Below are 19318 nucleotides of genomic sequence, written 5' to 3' on the forward strand. Positions count from 1 at the left end.
ATGACCGGTTCGTTGGACCTCAGCGTGCCGGCCCAGGCCTCAGCCTCTCGCATCGCGCTTGCGGCGGCACCGCACCGCACCGCAATTGGAGACACGTACCGTCACTCGTCGTGCGCGAATTCGCACGCGCAGTGGTCGGAGCGTCCTCAGTACAGGGCGACCGAAAAGGAAGAAGCCGTTGCAGGTCGATGCTTGCAACGGCTCTTCGCTGTTCTTGCGGAATGGACGGCTAGAACCCGCGACCCCCGGCGTGACAGGCCGGGGTCAAAGGATTCGTATTTGACATAACAAGCGCTTGTCAGACAACCTTTGTGTAGCGGCTGAGTAGTAATGTCCCGTTCTGGCTAAGTAGAGATGTCGCAAAGTCTGCGCCCCCGGTCTGGGGTTTGAGGTGCAGACATGGCGAACGACGCGGCGACCATCACGATGACCATGCGCGATACCGATCGACTCAAGACGGGTCCAGGCCGTGATGGATCGCATGGTACGCGTCGGTCAAGCCGGGCAGCGGCTGGGCCTGAGCCGACGACAGCTTGAGCGACTCGTTCAACGGTACACGGGCGATGGCGGGGCCGGTCTCCCAATGGCTGCTTCCCGCCGATGGTGACGTCCGCTGTGAGTCGGCTCTGGGCCCAAAGGAGTCCTTCGCTCTTTTCCAAAGCGGACGTCGACGTTGCCCCGGATGCCCTCCATCACATCGGTGGAACTGGGTTACCTAACGATGGTGTCTACGGCCAGAGAGACACGCGCAGCTTAACAAGAGCCGCGTGGTAGGTGGTGGACGGTCCGCTGCGGCCCTAGCTATCAAGGTCGAGATGCTTTTTTAGGACCGTCGAAGCATGCTGTTCTAGGGTCCCTGCTTCGACAAGTCGGTTCCGCAATTGTTCGCGCCACTCCGTTCGCCTCATGTGCCCTGGCGTCGCATTCACCGTGTCCTCGGTCAGCTTGTAGATTTCGTCGTCGGACAGTGCCATGTCGAGCGGAACGGAGATTGGCGGTACATACCAGGGAGTGGGTGCAAACAGTTCGATTCGATTGCCTTCGGGGTCAAGGAAATAGATCGACCAGGAGCCGCCATGGTTGGTCGGATTGAGGCCGGCGACACCCAGCGCCTCGACTTCCGAATGAAGACGGCGAAGTTCCGCGATCGAGATGACGCGGAAGGAAATCTGATTGACCGTGGAAGGCCTGTCCGGCATACGACCTGGAACGAGGACGATCTGATGATGCTCGTCAGGATTACGCGAGAGGAAGACAACATCGGCGCCTCGGATGTTGGCGCGGTCAGTCACCGAGAAGCCAAGGACGTCCTCGTAGAACTCGACCATCGCAGCCATGTCTGAGACATAGAGGCCCATGTGCGAGAAAGCCATCCGCGGTGCTGGGTCCATTTTGATCTCCGGTGGCGGCAACAGCCCCGGAGCCTGCCGCAAGGACATCCGGACGCATCGATGTTAGTCCCGTTGGCGGCCGACCGATTCAGGGGTGCCCCACGGCCTGCGCGCATGCGCGCGACGCGAATTCGGTCCAGTTCACCTACCAGCAAATTGAACGGCGACGTCCAAAGTCCGGTCTTGGCCGACTGTAGCCGGTCGCGGGCCATGGGCTGCGGTTTAGAAGGGTTGTCCGACACCTGCCCGGCGACGCGGCCGCTTGCGACGCTCACAACGGATCAAAGAGGGTGCGTTGAGTCGCCCGGTGACTAGACCGGTTGCAGAACCTCGATTGAGCACGGAGGCAAGACCGCATTGCATCAGACCTGGAGGATGAAGGGCCGAAGCCGCCGCTCAAGTCCGGCCGACATCGGCGGTCCGCCAGAACTTGCCGCGGTGTACAAGGTTGGCCATTCCGAGCCTCCGCAGCAGTGGCTTCTCACGCGAAGGTCCGACAAAAGACCAGGATGGAGTTGGGCGGCAGCGTGAGCTCAGCCGAGTGGTCGAATTCGTGCATCGGTACCGGGCTCGCCTCGACGGCTCCGGCATTCCCGACAACCTGTGGATTGACCCAGTTATCGTAGGCGTCGCTGTTGAAGGCTTCCAGCCAGCGCCCACCGGACGGGAAGCCCACGCGGTAGTTATACCGGGGCTGGTCGGCCAGGCTGACGACCACGACGACATCCTCTCCCACCCCAGGTACCCAACGGTGAAAGGCAAGGAAACGGTTGCCGTCGTGGGCATCAATCACGCGAAAGCCGTTGGCGCGCAGCGCCGGCAGGCGCCAGCGTAGCCGGATCAGCTCGCGGGTGCAGCGCAGAAAGTCCCGCATCGCCGGGTCTGGCGCCTCGAGCCCGGGCCAGAACAGGCGCAGCTCGGGGCGGTTCTCCAGATCATCGGACCACTGCTTGTCCTCGAGGAATTCCTGGCCCATGAACATCATCGGGATGCCGGGTGAGGTCAGCGTCAGCCCCATCGCGACGCGGCTGCGCGAGCGCGCAAACCACGAGCGGGGATTGGACGGATCCGCCAGCCTCGGGATGCGCGGCTCACGCCCTTTGGACGCATCCGGATCGCGCAGCACCACGTCGTGGTTCTCGGGACCCTGGACAAAGCGCCAAGCCTCGTCGAACCCTGCGGGCCAGAGGCTGTCGGCGAGCCGCTGCATCGGCAGCGGGTCGGTGCCGGGGGAGCTTGCCGCCCGCAACACATCGCGCACGGCGATGCGCAGCGTGTTGCTCAGCGTCGTGTCGAAGCCTGCCCCGCCGTCGCTGACGGGACGGACGACCCAGGGGTTCAGGTCCCAGTATTCGGCAAGCTGCAGCGCGCCGGCACGAAAGTAGCGCACGGTCGAGGTCAGGTCCTGGCAGAAGCGCCAGCCGTGCGGCTGGCCGTCGCGGTCGATCACGCTGACCTGGTCGTAGCGCAGGCCATCGATGCGGTACTCCTGCATCAGGAAGCAGGCATTGCGGATCAGGAAATCGCGCACTTCGGGCTTTGCGAAATCGAACACGCGCCCGCCGGCGTGCTCGCGCAGCCCGAAGTAGAGGGAATTCTCGAACCGCACGGGTAGTAGCTGCCCGTGCTGCCGGTCGAAGAAGTACAAGCTCTGATCGCCGAAGTCGCCGCCGGCATGGTTGTAGACCACGTCGAAGATCACTGCGATCCCTTGCACGTGCGCCAGATCCACCAGCGCCTTCAGCTGGTTCATCTCGCCCTTCAGGTCCGCTTCTGCATACGGCGACAAGCCCTTCGACGCGAGCATTGCATCGATCGATGCGACATAGGCAGGCAGTTCGGCGTCCGGCACCGCAAAGTTCGATTCCGGCGAGAAGTAGTCCAACCCGTTGTAGCCGAGGCTGAAGGTGGAGGGGAACTCCTGGATCGGCAGGAGCTGCAGGGCGGTGACGCCGAGGTCGGCAAGATACGGTAGCCGAGCCGCGACGTCGAGAAAGGTGCCGACCCCATGCGGCCAGCGCGGCGTCGAGTACGCGCCGACGTGCACCTGGTAGATGACGAAGTTCTCGAAATGGGGCGTGACGAAGCCAGTGTCGTGCCAGGAGAAATCCGGCCGCCGCAGAATGCATTCGCCGGAGCCCCATTCGAGCTCGCGCGCATAGGGGTCGCGCTTCCAGCCGCCGCCGGCGTCACCGACCACCCAGAACTTGTAAGCCTGGCGATCGCGCGCGCCCCGTACGAAGCCCCACCAATAGCCGCCGGTGTGCTGCAGGCGAGTACCGGGCGCGGGGTTCCACCCTGTGAAGTCGCTCAGCACGTGCACTTCGTGTGCGTTCGGCGCCCATACGCGGAATGTTGCCCCCTCCGCCACCAGGGTGGCGCCCATGGGCGTGTCCGGCCCGAGGTGTTCCTGCGTGACGGTGCCCATGTCAGTCGTGGCCGCCGAACACAAATAGCCGCACCCGGCTGTTGATCAGGCCGTCCTTCTGCACGACGGTGGCTCCCATGGCACCTCCTTACGTTTATCTGTACGCGGACGTCCGTCGAACCACACGGAAACGGCCCATACTGCGGAACGCCGGTGGGCGTGTCAACCTCCCTCTGGAGCATCATCGGAGAAACCAGTGGCGACGTTCGGCCGGCGTGTGGCAGAGCTAGCAATGGGACCTCAAGGACGCACGACTACTTGCTTCGCGGGGGTCAGAGGACGAGGGTCAGGACGGCGAAAAGCACCACTCCGACCACGCAGACGAGTCCGTCGAGCAGCATGGCGCTGCGGACAGCAAGACGAGGTATCCGGCCGGCAAACTCTCGCAGTTGGCCTGCTACCGAATGGCCGCGTGGAAGCATCGATGCGACAACAAGGCGGCCAGCGATGACCTGTGGACAGCCTGGGCTGCCAGCGAGAAGCCCGCCGCAAGACCATAGCGCCCTACGACGACCTCTTTGCCATCAAGCATTGGAGGCCGAGGAGATGGCCAAGCCCCCACGAGCTCGTCTGGGGCATTGGCATTCGGTGTGGAAGCCGAATCACTCCGAGCGTGCGCGACGTCGGTAGTGGACTTCCAGCACGCGCTCTTCACCCGGGCGCTGGAAGTCGGGATGGATGACCGGGTCGTTGGCCCTGGAAGGGCGGCCGCGCCGTGGGGCCGCAGCTTCCTTCAATGCGTTCGCCGCCTGCGAGATGCAAAGCGCGCCCGAGTTCAAATTGGTCGCACGAGAGACGCTGACCGAGAGCGCTGACCGGCCGGTGCGCCTGTTTGACGCCGGGAGCTACGCGCACCTCCTTAAGCCCATTGATGGGATGTGCACGACAAGGGACGCTACAAGCCGAAGCCGAGGCAGGTTGCGCTACTTTGGCGCTGCCGTGGGTTTGCTCTGCTGCCGGACGCCAAGGCCAGGGGATTGCCCTTCGTCAGGCTCGTCATTGCCGCCAACGCTCCTTCCCGATCGCTTGATAATCGGACGGCGTTACTGCCACTTCCACCTCCAACCCCGATGCCGTGCCCTACTCCCCTCTTCCACGTTCGAACCAGCGATATCCATGGCGTGGGGCTCTTTGCAATGCTGCCGCTGCCGGCGAACACCAGGCTGGGCACGTATGAGGGGCGGCGCATGTCACCGGCCGAAGTGGAGGCGACGGACTGGGAAAGCCATCTCACGTACCTGTTCGGGCTGTCCGATGGCACCGTCATCGATGGTGCCCAGGGCGGCAATGAATTGCGTCACCTCAACCATAGCTGCAGCCCGAACTGCGAAGCAGTGGAGACATGGGCGCCCGACGGCACGCTGCGCTTGGACATCGTCACCTTGTGCGACGTTCTCGCCGGCGAAGAACTGTGCATCGACTACGCTTTGGCCATCGACACGACCCATGCACCGGAGGCCTATCCGTGCGCCTGCTCATCTGTCGAATGCCGGGGAACGATGGCGGCATCGGCCTGACTGGTGTCGCCGTTCCGTGCGGAAGGAAACCCTGTTCGGGTGCGGGAAAGTTCATGCCGGGCTCTGCGGCGCGGTGAGCTGACGATGGTGCTGCGACGCAGAGTGCTCGCCTCTGCGCTGTCAGACGCCCAGGGCCTTGCCGTCGCTGCGCGGATCGTGCGCGCCCGAGAAGGCACCGGTGACCGGATCGATCACGATCGCGCCGGAGTGGCCAGCGAGAGGGCTTTGCGCAGGAAGCGGGCTCACTTCGTGCCCGCGTCGTGCCAGTTCCTGGAATACCGGCTCGCCAGCATCACTCTCCAGCTTCAGCGAATCGCGGCTGTCGGAGAAGGTCTTGCCGAGCAGGAAGCGTGGTCGCGACAGCGCGGTCAGCGGATCCATGCGGTAGTCGATCAGCCGCGTCAGGATCGTGGCCAGCGTTTGCGGCTGGCCGTCGGCACCCTGCGTGCCGTAGAGGATGTGCGGCTGGTCGCCGTTCCTCAGGTACATGCCAGGGTTGAGCGTATGGAACGGCCGCTTGCCGGGCTGCAGCCGGTTCGGATGCCCCGCCTGCAGGGTGAACGCCGCGCCGCGGTTGTGCCACAGGATGCCGGTATCCCCGACGATCACGCCGCTGCCCCAGTCGAAGTACAACGTTTGCAGCATGGCCACCGAATTGCGTTCGGCATCCGTGGCGGCAATGAAGACCGTGTCCCCGGTCTTGAAGGTGTCCGGCCAGGCCAAGGCCTTTTGCATCTGGATCCGCCCGGCGAGCATGTCGAGGTTGGCCTTTGACAGCAGCCTCACAGTCGGCACGTCAGCGAATTCCGGATCGGCGACGTAGCGGTTGCGGTCGATGAACGCTTGCTTCACGGCTTCCGCCAGCAAATGGTAATGGTCGGCACTGCCCTCGGCGATCTTGCTGAGGTCGAAGCGGTCCAGCACGCCCATGATTTGCAGCGTGGTGATGCCCTGCGTCGGCGGCTGGTGCGAGAGCAAGACGCCGTCGCGATAGGCGACACGCAGCGGCGCCTCCTCGCGCGCGTGGGTCTTCGCAAGGTCGGCCGCGGTCAGCGGCGAGCCGGCGTCTTTCAGGCCTTTTGCGATGCGAGCCGCCAGGCCCCCTTCATAGAAGTCGCGATGGCCCTTCACCGCCAACGTCTCCATCGTGTCGGCCAGTTGCAGCTGCCGGAACGACTGCCCCACTTCCGGCGCTTTCCCCGCCACCATGAAATGGCCCGCAATGGCAGGCAGACTCGCCAACTCCTGTTGGCGAAAATCCATCCAGAAGCGTTCCGACGGCGTCACCGGAAAGCCCTCGCGGGCCAATGTGATGGCGGGCGTCAAGAGCTCGGACCAGCTCTTCTTGCCGCCCAATTCGCTGCGGCTGATTTCAAACGCCTTGCCCAGCGTATCGACGTTGCCGGCACTGGTGAGCATCGAGGGCGCACCGCGCACCGGGATCGCGCCGACGTACTGCGGCAGTTCCATCGGCGCCTGGCCGATGCCGGACAAGGTTCGCACCTTGCCGTTGCGGTCACGGATGATCATGAATGCATCGCCGCCAAAGCCGGAGAAATGCGGGTAGGTCACATTGATACTGGCGCCGATGGCAATGGCGGCTTCGACCGCGTTGCCGCCGGACTTCAAGACATCAAGGCCGGCTTGCGTGGCCAGTTCATGCGGGCTGGTGACCATGCCGCGCATTGATCGCGCGAGGACATTTTCTGACCTGATTGCCGCGTCGCTACTTTTGGAAAGATCAATCAACACGGAGTGCCGTTAGAGAACGAGTTCTCGGCTAACAGCGCGTACATCCACTTCGAACTCCATACCCAAGACGGGTGGATAGCTCGGAAACAGCGTGAGGCCTACATTTGTTAGTCCGCTGCCTGCAAACACGGATGAAATCACAGCTTCAAGCGGATGCACGGTATAGATTTGCGCACCGTTCACAGATGACCACTCCGCGCCCAGACTAGTAACCCGCTGGCGCAGTGCCTGCATGATGAAAGCGGCCTTTCCTATAAGGCCTTCGGCAGAAACATCGGTGCCACCAAAGACACCACCTGGCGGTTCTTCAATAATTTCCGGTTTGCCAGAAATGACGAAATCAACGGGCTTTGCAATACTTTCTTGTTGGATTGGTGTCGTGAACGAGAAAGCAAACAGCGCACACTCCGTTGGGGGATTAAAAAGCGGGGCAAGATTGCTGCGCCCAATTGGGTATGGGATCTGACCAGAAAAACCGAGTGAGGTTAGAAGATCTACATAGTAATTGTTAAATTTATTGAAATCTGCGCGCGTCAAAGCGGCAGGTGAGCGCAATTCGCAGGCCGCCAGCGCAGTTAACGGTCGACCCTGCTTCTGCAGGTAGTCTGCGATGACGCGAAAGCCAGCGCCCAGAGCTTGCGGTTGCCGAAATCGTACGCGGTGCAGTTCATATCCTGGGAGTGCAGCCACACCCAGAGAGAACAAGCCACCAGGGATGAATTGGAAGCTACCAGCTTCATGAATGGTGACGTTTGACATTGGAAACACTCCCAAAAAAATTAGTCTTGCTGTGTAGAGACCAATACGGCAATGGCAGCACAAGGGCTTATTTGACACGGACTACTCACTGCCCTTCAGCAGGTAGGTGATTTCGTCTCGGTATTGCAGCACCCGAGCCGTCATCCGCGATAGCTTCGATTCGATAGGCTCTTTCGCTCATGAAGTCGCCGCTCCAGTCAGGATTCGGCCGTGAAGCCGACGCGGCGCACAAACGGGCCCCACAGGTCGGCGTCTGCCTTGAGGGTACGGCCGAAGTCCTCTGGACTGGGCGAGCCGATGACGTCCATACCAAGCGGTATGCCAGAGTCGATCATGTCCTTCTGTGCCAGTGCGGCGCGCACGGCAGCATGAGCACGATTTACCACGGTCGGAGGCGTATGAGGCGGCATGAACACCCCACTCCACTCGCGCATGTTGAGCTCTGGGAAACCCTGTTCGGCATAGGTTGGCACGTCTGGTGCGAAGCGCGAGCGTGTTGAGCCGGTGAGGGCGAGCAGACGCAACCGGCCGCTAGCGAGGTAGGGCAAGTAGTCACCCAGCGGGGACGAGAAAGAAGCGATCTGACCGCTTAGCAGTTCCAGAATGCCAGGCCCGGAGCCGCGGTAGGGAATTTGCCTCATAGGGACGCCGGAAGCCTTTTCTAGCAGGGCGGCAACCAAGTGGGGCATGGACCCGGCGCCCGGCGAGCCATAGTTGGCCAGGTTTGGGTTGGCCTTGGCCCAGTCCAGGAATTCGCGCAGCGTCTTGACCGAAGTGGGCACCTGCGGGCCGACACCGAAGCCATGCGAGTTGTACAGCACGGCGCTGATGGGTGTGACATCGTCTATCTTGTAGGGCAGCCGAGGGTAAGTGTGCGGGTAGATGATCAGCATCCCCGCTGGCGTGAGCAGCATGACCGAGCCGTCTGCGACGCTGTCTCGCAGTGTCGTGACAGCGATTTGTCCGCCCGCACCAGACCTGTTGTCCACCTGCACGTTGGCGGCGTAGCTGCCGCGCAGTTTTTCGGCCAGGCGCCGCGCAAACGCGTCCGTGGTGCCTCCGGGCGGAAAGCCCACGACGATGCGCAATGTCTCCACGGCCGGGGCCTGAGCATGGGCGGCCAGGGGGAAGCCCAGGCCGGCTGCGATACCGGTGGCGCCAAATGACTTCAGGGCCTGCCTGCGGGTGCTCATGGTAGATTCCTTCAGAGGGTTGAGACGATGGGGGGAAAAAAGTCTTGCCCTGAACTTTCTGGCTTAGGCCGACCATCGACTTTTTGGGCAGCTGGCGGACCATCACAGAACGGCTTCAGCAAGGCGTAGGTTGTTGTGTGCAGTGGCGTCGCGATGCCATGCATCTGACCGAGTCGCATCACCTCTCCGCTCAGTCCCTCCAGCTCAAGCCGATGGCCAGCGTCCAGGTCTCTTCGCATCGATGCGACGGTCTCTGGCGGCAGGGATTGAAGATAGCCAAGAACGTCATGGGCCACGGAAGGCGCAAATTTGACGCCTTCCGCAGTGCCTACTGCTATCACTTCATGTATTGACTGCTTGACAAGCTCCACCAGCCTGGCCTCGTGATAAACAATGCCGGCGGGTAGCTTTGAGATGCAGTTCAGGGCGGCGCTGGTCGCTAAACCAATGAACTTTGTCCACAAGACATTGTTGATGTCGTCAGCCAAGCTGGCATCAATGCCAACGTCGCGCCACAGCCGTACCAGCTCAGCAACAGGCGCTTTGACCTCGTGATCTGGATTTCCGAGAATGGCACGCTCAATGCCGCCATACGCTACTGACGCCGGGCCAGTCATTTTTGTCAGGGCGTAGACGGGGCCGACAGCGATCTGCGTCGAAGGCACCAAGGCACTGAGCACTCGGTATGCACTGATGCCGTTTTGAACTGCAACGACGACACCTGTTCGGGAAAGAGCAGGCAGTGCCGAGACGGCCGCAGCCTGGAGATCGTAGAGTTTGGTGGCCAGTAGCAAGACATCGACTGGCGCCAGTTTGGCGACGCTTTCGACAACGTCGACACTGTCCAATCGAAACGGAACGCGACCCACAGCCGTCAGCGGCTGATTCCTGAGTGCAAGCAGCCTGCTGCCGCGGGCAATGAATGTGACCTCAGCGCCAGCCATCTGAAGCCAACCACCGTAAAGCAGCCCTACCGCCCCGGCTCCCATCACTGCAATGCGCATTTCTGCCTCGATTCTCTTGAATTTTATTGAGTTGGGTTACCAGCTTTGCCAGCCGGTGCGGCTGCTACTCGTCTGTTGTCCTGCTGGCGTCATCGGCAGCCTTCAGCGCATCGCACTCAGTCGCAGATGTTGATGAAGAAAGAGTGCCATCAAAGATTCGAGCGTCGTTCGCTCATCGCTTTCGGCATGGACATCCACTGTGCGCGGATAGAAATGGTTAGCTCCCGGGATACGCACCAGTTGATGAACAAGCCCGACCCGCTGGATGTGCTCAACCGGGGCCACCATGCTCTGCAGTTGGGAAGGCAGATCGTTCTCGCCGACGAAGAGCAAGAGCGGTGGCTCGCCCGGTGCACCGAGGATGCACGACTCGGCCATGCTCAGCATGATGCGGCCAGACAGCGCGACGACGGCCGCGACGCCAGCGCCTTGGGCATAGGCAGCATTCATCGCGGCGGTTGCGCCGGCTGAAAATCCGGCCAATGCAATGCGGCTCGCGTCGATGCGAAAACGAAGCGCGCTGGCTCGCACGAACGCAACCGCTTGGCTGATGTCGTCGGCCGCTGCTTCGTAGGTATTGTTCATCATTTGCGGCGTGCAGGGCATCAAGCCTTCCTGCGCGCGCACGAAGTTCACGCGGTCGCTGTTGATCAGCGTGCCCGGCGGCAATGTCGGCGTCCAGCCCGGGTCTGGCGCTTCCTGCATCAACCGATAGTCGATAGCGAAGCAGACATAGCCGCGCCGCGCAAATTCGCGGCAATATTCAGAAGCCGACGTATTTCGCACCTCGCCCGTGGGCACCACATCGCTCTTGCGGTCGCCGCGCGTAAAGGCCCCGCCGCACGCCATCACCAGCGCTGGGCGCAGAGCGCGGCCATCGTCCACCGGTTCGTAAACGTCGAGTTGCAGTGCCCGGTAGCTCGCGGCCCCGCCTTCAGCCGTGTATTGAATACCCGCCATGGCGTATGTCAGGTCTTCGATGACGCGAACCTCATGGCACTTTGCGACAAATGCGTCGCCAGCAGATTGCGTGCTTGCAGGTTGATTCACGTTCACCTTCATTTGCTCTCCTGGTGCGGTTCGCGATGTGACCGGCCTTGCCACACCCGGGACCACACGCGGCTGCAAAAAGCCAGCAGCGATGGGAACCATCCCCGCTGGACAGCCTCGGTCTCGTTCGGATGCGACGCGGCGTCTGGCTTTGCGTCCAGCACGCCGGCCAGCGCAGCTTGCTCGCCACCAAGCCGCGTATTGAAGGCCACGAAAAACTCGTCTGCGATCTTGCGTGCTGACGCATCAATCAATCGGGAACCAATCTGCGCGAGCTTTCCGCCGACCTGTGCGTTGGCGCGATACGCAAGGCGCGTCGCCGCGCCTTCGGGCGTGAGCTCGACGCTGGCAGTCCCCTTGGCGAACCCTGCGACACCGCCCTGACCTTCAAAAAATATCGTGTATGAGGTCGGCGGCTTCAGGTCTGACAGACGCAGGCGGCCTTTGAAGCGGGCGCTTACAGGGCCCACCTTCACCGTCATCGTCACGGCATATTCATTGGGCGCTGTTTCCTCGATGGCCTCGCAGCCGTTGATGCAGGCCTTGAGCGTGTGCGGATCGTTCAGCGCCTGCCAGGTGCGTTGTAGCGTAGCGGGTATGAGTTGTTGTCCGGTGAGTTCCATCGCGTCGTCACTTCAACTCGGGCGCTGTTCAGGCGAGACCACGTCACCATCGAGCACCATCGGTTTGCCGTCCAGATAGACCGAACAGCCCGCAAGAGGAATGTCCAGATGCATGGGCGCGCGCCGGGTACCGCCGCCAGAGAGATTGGGACCGGTCGAAAACAGGAAGTTGCCAAGATGACCACGGCCGTCCTGACCCTCGATCTCTGCCTTGTCAAAGTATTTCAAAGCGTCCCAGCGCGAATTGCGGCTGAGCCCCCAGCCGAGATGCGACACGGCGAACACCTCGGGATTGCGATAGGCATCCAGCGTGGCCTTCAGCAACTTCGCATCCATGCCGCCTTCGATGGCGGTGATGTAGCCGTTCTCCAGGTGCAGCGTGATGGGTGCATGCACGTACTCCTTCTGCGGGAAGATCATGTCGCCGGCGTCAATCACGACCGTGCCCTGCGCCGAGCCGTCGTTGCTGTAAGTGACGACAAAGGCGCCTGGGCATTGATCCCAATGACCGGGGTCGTCGGCAAAGCCGTATTGGCAATTGCCATTGAGTTCGCCTAAAGCGACTTCAAAGTCGGTACCCGCGGGCGAGGTTACGCGCATCGTTTTCGCCGCGCGTATGCAACTTTGCGCATGCTGGACGCGCGTCTTGTCAGACGCTTGGGGCAACATGCGCAACAGAATTTCAGGCGGCTCGACAGCCGTCAAAGTGCGCACGCCGTCTCGCCCGAGTTGGCGAAACACTGGATCGTGGCTGTGCGTCAGGTCAACAATGAGCCCGGCGGCGCGCAGCGCCGGCAGCGCCGATGCCGAGACACGGTGCGGATTGCCGACTTCGACATAGCTGACCGCAGCACCCATGTCATCGAGCACCCGCAGCGCTACATCCTTGTAGCGATTGCGGCCACTGAGCGAGCCCAGGACCACCACTTTCTCTTCGGGACTGACCTTGCTCAGCGACATCAGGTGATGCCATGCCGACTGAAGACTCTGACTGGACATTTTGATTGCTCCTCAATAGGGATTTCAGGGCGCCGTACGTTTCTCGATATCCGCCCGGAACAAGTGGTCCAGCGTTCTGTAGTCGGGCGGTGCCGCATCGATACGCTTGCCGTGGCGGATCACGACGCGGCCTGCGCCGCGCCGTGCAAACAGCTCGCTGTGGCTGCGCTCGCGGAACAGCACCAGATCGGCAGGCGACCCGACGCGCAGAACGCCACCTTGAACACCCATCGCCTCGAAGGGCCGGCGAGTGATCGCGCCGGGCCACCCAGCGAGATCGGTGTCGAGATGCCCAAGCCGAATGCCACCGCCCAGAACCTCCAGCAAATCGAGGTCCCCGAATGCGTGATAAGGATCGCGGCAGTTGTCGCTGGCCAATACCACCGGCACGCCGGCGGCCTGCAGCTCGCGCAGAAGCGGAATGCCGCGCCAGCGCGGTGTCGCCCCGGGCCGGCGGCCTTGCAGATACTGGTTCACCAGGGGCAGGCTGACGAGCGTGATGCCGGCGTCCTTGACGAGCCCTATGGTGCGCGCCGCCACGGCGTCTTCCTGCACCGAAAGACTGCAGCAATGACCGCACACCACTCGGCCCTGGAAATCGGCGCGCATCACCGCCTGTGCGATTTGCGCCAGCGTCGTCGAAGCTGCCGCACCGTTCTCGTCAACGTGCAGATCGACGTTCATGCGCCGCGCCCGGGCCAGGCCGAACAGCCGGTCCAGCCGACCGTCGAGCGGCTGGGTGTCGTCCCCGTCACTCAGGCGAAACGTGACGCCGCCGAGGAGGCCGCCCGACTCTTGAACCAGGCCGACGAGTGCGGCGTTGCGCCCGTCGTCGTAGAGGTCGGTGCTGACGAGGGCGACGGCCTGCAATTCCACCCGGCCCGCCCAGCGATCACGCAGACGCCGGAAGACGTCGAAGCTGATGCGTTCCTGGCTCGGCACGTAGCAGTCGAGGTGCGTGCGTATCGCCGATGTGCCGTGCGCGTAGGCCGACATGAGCGCGAATTCGAACCGCGCTTCGACGTCCTCGGTGCGCCAGTAATGGGTCGTGTCGGCACGCACGTGGGTGCGTGCGCTGTCGATGGTGCCGTCCGGGTTGTGTGCACGCGGCCAGATGTGGCCCTTGTCCAAGTGGGTATGCAAGTCAGCGAAGGTGGGCCAACATTGGCCGCCATCGGCATCGACCAGGGCGCCGTCGGTCGGAGATCCGGCCGGCAGAATTTGGGCAATCGTTCCTTGGTCCAAGACCAGATCGACCCGCGTCAGGCCGCTGCAGCCAGCCGGCTCAATTGAAGGATCGAGAAGGCCTCGCGGCACATTCACATTCGCCAGGTGGACGCGCCCGGCGTCTGGCCATTGCAGATTGTTCAAGGTGTTGTTCATTGAAGCTCAAAGCGCCTGGAGACGCCCCAGCGCCTTCAGTATCCGCACCGGGGTCATCGGCACGTCGGTCACGCTGGCGCCCAGCGGGCGCAGCGCGTCATTCACGGCATTCATCACCGCGCCCACCGAACCCGATGCACCCGCTTCGCCAGCGCCCTTGGCGCCCAGGCTGGTGTGCGGCCAAGGTGTTTCGATGTGCTCAACGACGATGTCGGGCAGGTCGCCGGCAACCGGCACGAGGTAGTCGGCCAAGGTGCCGTTCGTCAACTGCCCTGCCCCCGCATAAATCAATTCCTCATAGAGCGATTGACCTATGCCTTGGGCGATGCCGCCGCGCACTTGCTCAGACAGGAGCAAAGGGTTCACGACGACGCCGAAGTCATCGACCGCCCAGTGCTTCAACAGCCGCACGAAGCCGGTGTTGATGTCCACTTCAACGTGGCTGGCCTGGATGCCGTTGGTCGGAACAACCGACGGCCAGTCGTGCCCCAAATGCATCGACAAGGAGAAATTAATCTGCGGACCCGGCGGCAGCAACTGCGGCTTGAAGTAAATGACCTCCGCCAATTCAGCGAGCGTCAGGCGCAGGTCGGGCGAGTCAGCGACTGAAAACACACCGCCCTGAAGATCGAGTGCGTCCACTGAAGCCCTCAGGTAACCCGCCGCCGCGCTGAGCACCACTTGGCGAAGTTCGCGCGCAGCCTTCAGCGCCAATTCGCCACCGACCGCCGTGCCGCGCGAGGCACGCACCCCCGAACCGTAAGGCGTGGCCTGGCTGTCACCCGAAACCACGCGTATGGTTTCGGCAGGCACGCCCAGCCCTTGGGCGACGATCTGCGCGACGACTTCGTGCGTGCCTTGACCTTGGTCCGTGACCGTGATGGCGCATCGGACAGCACCAGACGGGTCGATATTCAGCGTGATGCCGTCCTGCGCAGTGGCCTTGCGTATGTGCGCCGATGTGGGCGCATTGGTCGCCGTGCGTTCAACGAAACATGCGAAGCCGATGCCGCGGTATATGCCGCGAACGCGAAGCGCCGCATGCTCGGCGCGCAGCGCCGGAAGATCGATCAACTCACACAGCCGGCTCAAACATTTTTGATGCGACAACGCTTCAAGCGGCACGCCCGTGCGTGTCACCAGCGGGTAGGCGTCGTCAGGCGCCAAGTTGCGACGGCGTAATTCCTCGGGCGCCAGCTTCAGCAGCGCTGCAGCCTTGTCGATCAGGTGTTCGGTAATGGCTGCACCCATCGGATGGCCGACGCCCCGGTACTGACCCACCATGGTCTTGTTCTGGAAGACGACGTCGAGGTCGCCGCTGACACGCGGAACCATGTACGGCGCCATGGCAATGCGCAGCGCCTCGTCGCCTTCCTGAACGCTGGAACCCGGGTGCGTCGAGTACGGCCCTATGGCCAGCAGGCAGCGCGCCTCCCAGGCGAGGAACTTGCCCTCGTGGTCCAAGGCCAAGCGCGCCCAGAGGTTCTGTTCGCGCGCGTGAATATCGCTGATGAAAGACTCCATGCGATCGGCCACGAATTTGACCGGCCGACCCAGCAAGCGCGAGATCGCGGCGGTCGCGATCTCGTCTGCATAGAGATGAATCTTGACGCCAAACGATCCGCCGATGTGAGGACAAACGACACGGATGCGCCCTTCCGGAATGCCAAGGTGCATCGCATAGAGCGAGCGCAATTGGTGCGGTGCCGTGTGGCTTTGATGGATGGTGATGCTGTCGTCGCCTGGCAAATAGCTTGCGACCACGCCCCGTGTCTCCATCGAGCATCCTGTGAGGCGGTGGAAACGGAAGTTGTCTTCGACGACCAGCGCGGCATGGCGAAAGGTCTGATCGTCTATGGAGTCGCCCAGGTGCGCCTGGTACGCAAGGTTGCTGTCCAGGTCACGGTGCGCGCGTACCGCGCCGTCAACGAGTGCCAATTCGAGTTCGCAGGCGGCGTCCTCGGGTTCCCATTCAACCTCGATCAACTCGACCGCGTCTTCCGCGATGGCGCGGCTTTCCGCGACAACCGCAACCACAGGCTGACCGACGAACACGACTCGGTCGGTGGCGAGGCAGGTCTGCTCGCGCGTGGTCAGACCGGGATAGGTCTGGGACGTGACCCAGGACTTGCAATGCGGTGCCACATCGGAAGCAACGACGACGCGCACGACGCCCGCCAATTGCGCTGCCTCGTCAACACGGATCGATCGGATCTCGGCCTTGGCGTACGGGGAACGCAGAAAGGCGACGTGAAGAACTCCCTGAACCGCAACGTCGTCGATATATTGACCGCGCCCTTCGACCAGCACTCGGGCGTCGGCACGCGGACGGGAAGCCCCGATGCCAGACTTCTTGGTTTGATGTGGATTCATGGCCTGCGCTGCAGATCAAGCTCGACGGCGTTCACGATTGCTTCGTAGCCTGTGCAGCGGCAGAGGTTGCCGGACAGGGCGTCACGGATCTGCTGGCGCGTCGGCGTTGGCGTCTTGGCAGTGAATTCGGCCGCCGTCAGCAGCATTCCGGGCGTACAGAAACCACATTGGAGCGCGTTGCACTCGACGAACGCGTTTTGTAGCCCTCGGACGCGTCCGCTTTGCGTTGCACCTTCTATGGTTTCCACAACGCAGCCTTCCAGTTGCACGGCGAACATCAGGCAGCTGCGCACGACCTCTCCGTCAACGACCACCGTGCAGGTGCCACAGACACCGTGTTCGCAGCCGATGTGGGTGCCCGTCAGGCCAAGATCATGGCGGATGAAGTCCGCCGCGCTCGTGCGCGCGGCGACCGAACAACGCCGGACCTGGCCGTTGACCGTCAAGGTGACGGCATGAAATTCGTCCATCAGGGGGCTCCGTGCGGTATGGGCTGGGACAGGGACTGCAGGCAACGACTGACCAACTCGGCTGCGAGGCGTTGCTTGAACTGGCCTTCTTCGCCATCGTCAACGTGGGGCGCGAAATCGGTGGCGATGGCTTGCGCAAGCGCGCGGCGATCGGGTGTGCCTCGGCGGCTCGCCCAGAGCGCTGGCAATGCGCTGAGCAATAGCGGCCGGTCAGCAATACCGAACGCCACCCATTCAAAAACGTCCTCTCCCGCGCGCGGACAAACGCTGACAGCCAGACCAGCGATTGCGAAATCGCCGTGGCGACGCGAGATTTCATCGATGGCGAAACGTGCGCCTGGCAACGCCTTCGGGATGCGCACGGCGAGCAAGATTTCGTCGGCCTCAACGGCCGTCGTGAAGGGCCCGTGAAAGAATTCTCGCGCCTTGACGAGTCGCGTGCCGCGTGCCGATCCGATCTCCATCGTGGCGTCCAGCAACACAGCGCAAGACGGAAACTCCGCGGCCGGGTCCGCTTGGCACAGGCTGCCGCCAAAGGTGCCTCGGTTGCGAATGGCCAGGTGCGCAACATGCTCGACCGCCAGTCGCAGCAAGGGTGCATGGCGCGCAACCAAGAGGCTCGTCTGCATCTGGTGATGGCGCGTGAGCGCACCGATGCGCAGTTCACCGTTGTCCTCGGAGATGAGCCGCAAGGCGTCAATCCGGTTGATGTCGATGAGTACAGCAGGCGAGCTCACCCGAAAATTCATCATGGGAACGAGGCTCTGGCCGCCGGCCAATACCTTCGCGCTATCCCCGTGCTTCGCAAGAAGCGCATAGGCCTCATCAAGCGTCGTCACCGATTCGTACTGAAAAGCTCTGGGTTTCACGCGGCCCACTCCAAGTAGGTGACGACGGCATGCGCAGGCATCACGAGGCACCAACCGGTGGACGAATGGCGGCGCAGCGGATCGTGCGCTGACGCACCCATTCGTTGCCCACGATGACGCCGATCGCCATGCGGCGAAGCTTCGGCGGCAGGCGCGCCAGTTCGCCATACCAGCTTGAAACGGACTGGACCCATTCGACGAATGGTCGTTCGCCGCGCTCCCATTCGGCGATACCTGCCGCCACATCGTCGTGCCGCGTCAGTGCGTGTGCGAGGGCCAGCCCCGAGGTCATGGCCACACCGCCGCCCTGGCCCAGGAAAGGCGGTTGCGCACTGGCTGCGTCCCCGATCAAGGCCACCCGACCGGATGACCACGCTTTCAAACGGATGACCTCGAACCAGTCGCTCTTGCCGTTCGACGGAATGCGCTCTATTAGCCAGGCGAGATGAGGGAAGGTTGCCAGCCATGCGCCACAGTCATACGGTGCATCGGAGAGCGGATCGCTCCGCAGCGTCGTCAGTTGCACATAGGCCTTTTCCCGCGTGCACGGCGCGTAGAGCAGCCGTCGCCCGCGATTCCAGTGTTCGCTGACGACGCTGCGCACCGGATCGTCGGCCTCCCAACGCTCGCGATCGATCATGATGCGATAGCCGAACTGACCGACTGAACGGCGCCAGCGCAAGAGGCCCAGACTGTCGCGAACGCGCGAATTGATGCCGTCGGCACCAATGATCAGATCGCCCCGCAGCGACGTGCCGTTGGCGAATTTCAATTCACCCTCGGGATCGGCACCGATGACTGGTATGCCGAATGAGATCTCGCCACCAGCCTCGATGAACCCATCGCGCAGGGCCGTCAGCAAGGAATGGCGAAGCGGGATGTAGCAGCGTCCGCTCTGCGAAATGCTCTCGAAGCCCATCAACTCGCCGCGGTCGCCGCGACGCTCACGCCGCTGAACCGGAATGGCGCCTTCGATGACTTTGGCATAGACACCCAGCGACTCCAGAACACGCAGGCCGTTCTCCCAGATGTAGATGCCCGCGCCCAGGATCCGGATCTCGTCACTCTGCTCGAACAGCTGCACCTTCCAACCGCGTTTCAGCAGGGCGAGCCCCGTGGCAAGCGCCCCTATCCCTGCTCCTGCAATCAATGCCTTGCGGTTCGACATCGCCGAGTCCTTTGTGCTGAATGGCACCTGGGCGACCGACGGGGTCGCTCTACCTATGGCGCCCAAGCATGTTATCGTGGATTTCTAGTTTTGTCGATAACTATGAAGTTTGTCGAGTAAGCTGGCCCGAATCCTGCGTGCGGCGAGCGCCATGACAATCCGACTTGGACCGACCCACCCGCTGCGATTTGCCAGCGTTCGGTCCGCCTGCAGAAGCGGTGCAAGACGCTCGCTGCGACGGCCGGCCGATGCGCGACATCGTGGGCAGGGTCCTGTCGCTCGATGCCGGCCCTCCTCGTGTTGGCGAAGAAGCGCCCCACGGGGCAATGCAAGCGGCGG

At 62.6% G+C, this 19318-nt stretch carries 15 protein-coding genes; 1 reads left to right on the forward strand and 14 read right to left on the reverse strand.

Going from position 1 to position 19318, the window contains the following annotated elements:
- Positions 1-797: 797 nt before the first annotated feature.
- Positions 798-1391, reverse strand: a complete 594-nt coding sequence (locus ACSQ89_RS38325; RefSeq protein ID WP_436297378.1) for a VOC family protein — start codon at positions 1389-1391, stop codon at positions 798-800.
- A 481-nt stretch (positions 1392-1872) separates the two neighbouring features.
- Positions 1873-3819, reverse strand: a complete 1947-nt coding sequence (locus ACSQ89_RS38330; protein ID WP_436297379.1) for an alpha amylase C-terminal domain-containing protein — start codon at positions 3817-3819, stop codon at positions 1873-1875.
- A 1070-nt stretch (positions 3820-4889) separates the two neighbouring features.
- Here ACSQ89_RS38330 and ACSQ89_RS38335 point away from each other — a divergent pair.
- Positions 4890-5336, forward strand: coding sequence for an SET domain-containing protein (locus tag ACSQ89_RS38335; RefSeq protein ID WP_436297843.1), 447 nt, complete (start codon positions 4890-4892; stop codon positions 5334-5336).
- A gap of 120 nt (positions 5337-5456) precedes the next feature.
- Here ACSQ89_RS38335 and ACSQ89_RS38340 read toward each other — a convergent pair whose 3' ends face one another.
- The 12 genes from ACSQ89_RS38340 to ACSQ89_RS38395 form a co-directional block, all read right to left on the reverse strand.
- On the reverse strand, positions 5457-7013 hold the full coding sequence (locus ACSQ89_RS38340; RefSeq protein WP_436297844.1) for a gamma-glutamyltransferase family protein: 1557 nt from the start codon (positions 7011-7013) through the stop codon (positions 5457-5459).
- A gap of 84 nt (positions 7014-7097) precedes the next feature.
- Complete coding sequence (gene cnbZ / locus ACSQ89_RS38345) at positions 7098-7847, reverse strand: 2-amino-5-chloromuconate deaminase CnbZ (protein WP_436297380.1); 750 nt, start codon at positions 7845-7847, stop codon at positions 7098-7100.
- A gap of 197 nt (positions 7848-8044) precedes the next feature.
- Positions 8045-9040, reverse strand: a complete 996-nt coding sequence (locus ACSQ89_RS38350; RefSeq protein ID WP_436297381.1) for a tripartite tricarboxylate transporter substrate-binding protein — start codon at positions 9038-9040, stop codon at positions 8045-8047.
- Between the two features lie 11 nt (positions 9041-9051).
- Positions 9052-10044, reverse strand: coding sequence for a ketopantoate reductase family protein (locus ACSQ89_RS38355; RefSeq protein WP_436297382.1), 993 nt, complete (start codon positions 10042-10044; stop codon positions 9052-9054).
- 102 nt (positions 10045-10146) lie between these two features.
- Positions 10147-11106: an alpha/beta hydrolase gene (locus tag ACSQ89_RS38360; protein ID WP_436297383.1), complete on the reverse strand. Its 960-nt coding sequence runs from the start codon at positions 11104-11106 to the stop codon at positions 10147-10149.
- Positions 11103-11717, reverse strand: coding sequence for an SRPBCC family protein (locus tag ACSQ89_RS38365; protein WP_436297384.1), 615 nt, complete (start codon positions 11715-11717; stop codon positions 11103-11105). Before ACSQ89_RS38365 ends, ACSQ89_RS38360 begins: the two co-directional genes overlap by 4 nt.
- Before the next feature lie 12 nt (positions 11718-11729).
- Complete coding sequence (locus ACSQ89_RS38370; protein WP_436297385.1) at positions 11730-12716, reverse strand: 2,5-dihydroxypyridine 5,6-dioxygenase; 987 nt, start codon at positions 12714-12716, stop codon at positions 11730-11732.
- A 24-nt stretch (positions 12717-12740) separates the two neighbouring features.
- Complete coding sequence (locus ACSQ89_RS38375) at positions 12741-14099, reverse strand: cytosine deaminase (RefSeq protein WP_436297386.1); 1359 nt, start codon at positions 14097-14099, stop codon at positions 12741-12743.
- A gap of 6 nt (positions 14100-14105) precedes the next feature.
- Positions 14106-16472 (reverse strand): xanthine dehydrogenase family protein molybdopterin-binding subunit, encoded by a 2367-nt coding sequence (locus ACSQ89_RS38380; RefSeq protein ID WP_436297387.1) that lies wholly within the window; start codon positions 16470-16472, stop codon positions 14106-14108.
- Positions 16469-16942 (reverse strand): (2Fe-2S)-binding protein, encoded by a 474-nt coding sequence (locus ACSQ89_RS38385; protein WP_436297388.1) that lies wholly within the window; start codon positions 16940-16942, stop codon positions 16469-16471. The genes ACSQ89_RS38380 and ACSQ89_RS38385 overlap by 4 nt, the downstream gene beginning before the upstream one ends.
- Positions 16942-17811 (reverse strand): FAD binding domain-containing protein, encoded by an 870-nt coding sequence (locus ACSQ89_RS38390; protein WP_436297389.1) that lies wholly within the window; start codon positions 17809-17811, stop codon positions 16942-16944. The genes ACSQ89_RS38385 and ACSQ89_RS38390 overlap by 1 nt, the downstream gene beginning before the upstream one ends.
- A gap of 40 nt (positions 17812-17851) precedes the next feature.
- Entirely contained in the window at positions 17852-18979 is a 1128-nt protein-coding gene (locus tag ACSQ89_RS38395) for an FAD-dependent oxidoreductase (RefSeq protein WP_436297390.1), read from the reverse strand.
- Positions 18980-19318 lie beyond the last annotated feature (339 nt).

The sequence above is a fragment of the Variovorax sp. LjRoot175 genome (assembly GCF_964253805.1).
Classification (GTDB): Bacteria; Pseudomonadota; Gammaproteobacteria; order Burkholderiales; family Burkholderiaceae_C; genus Variovorax.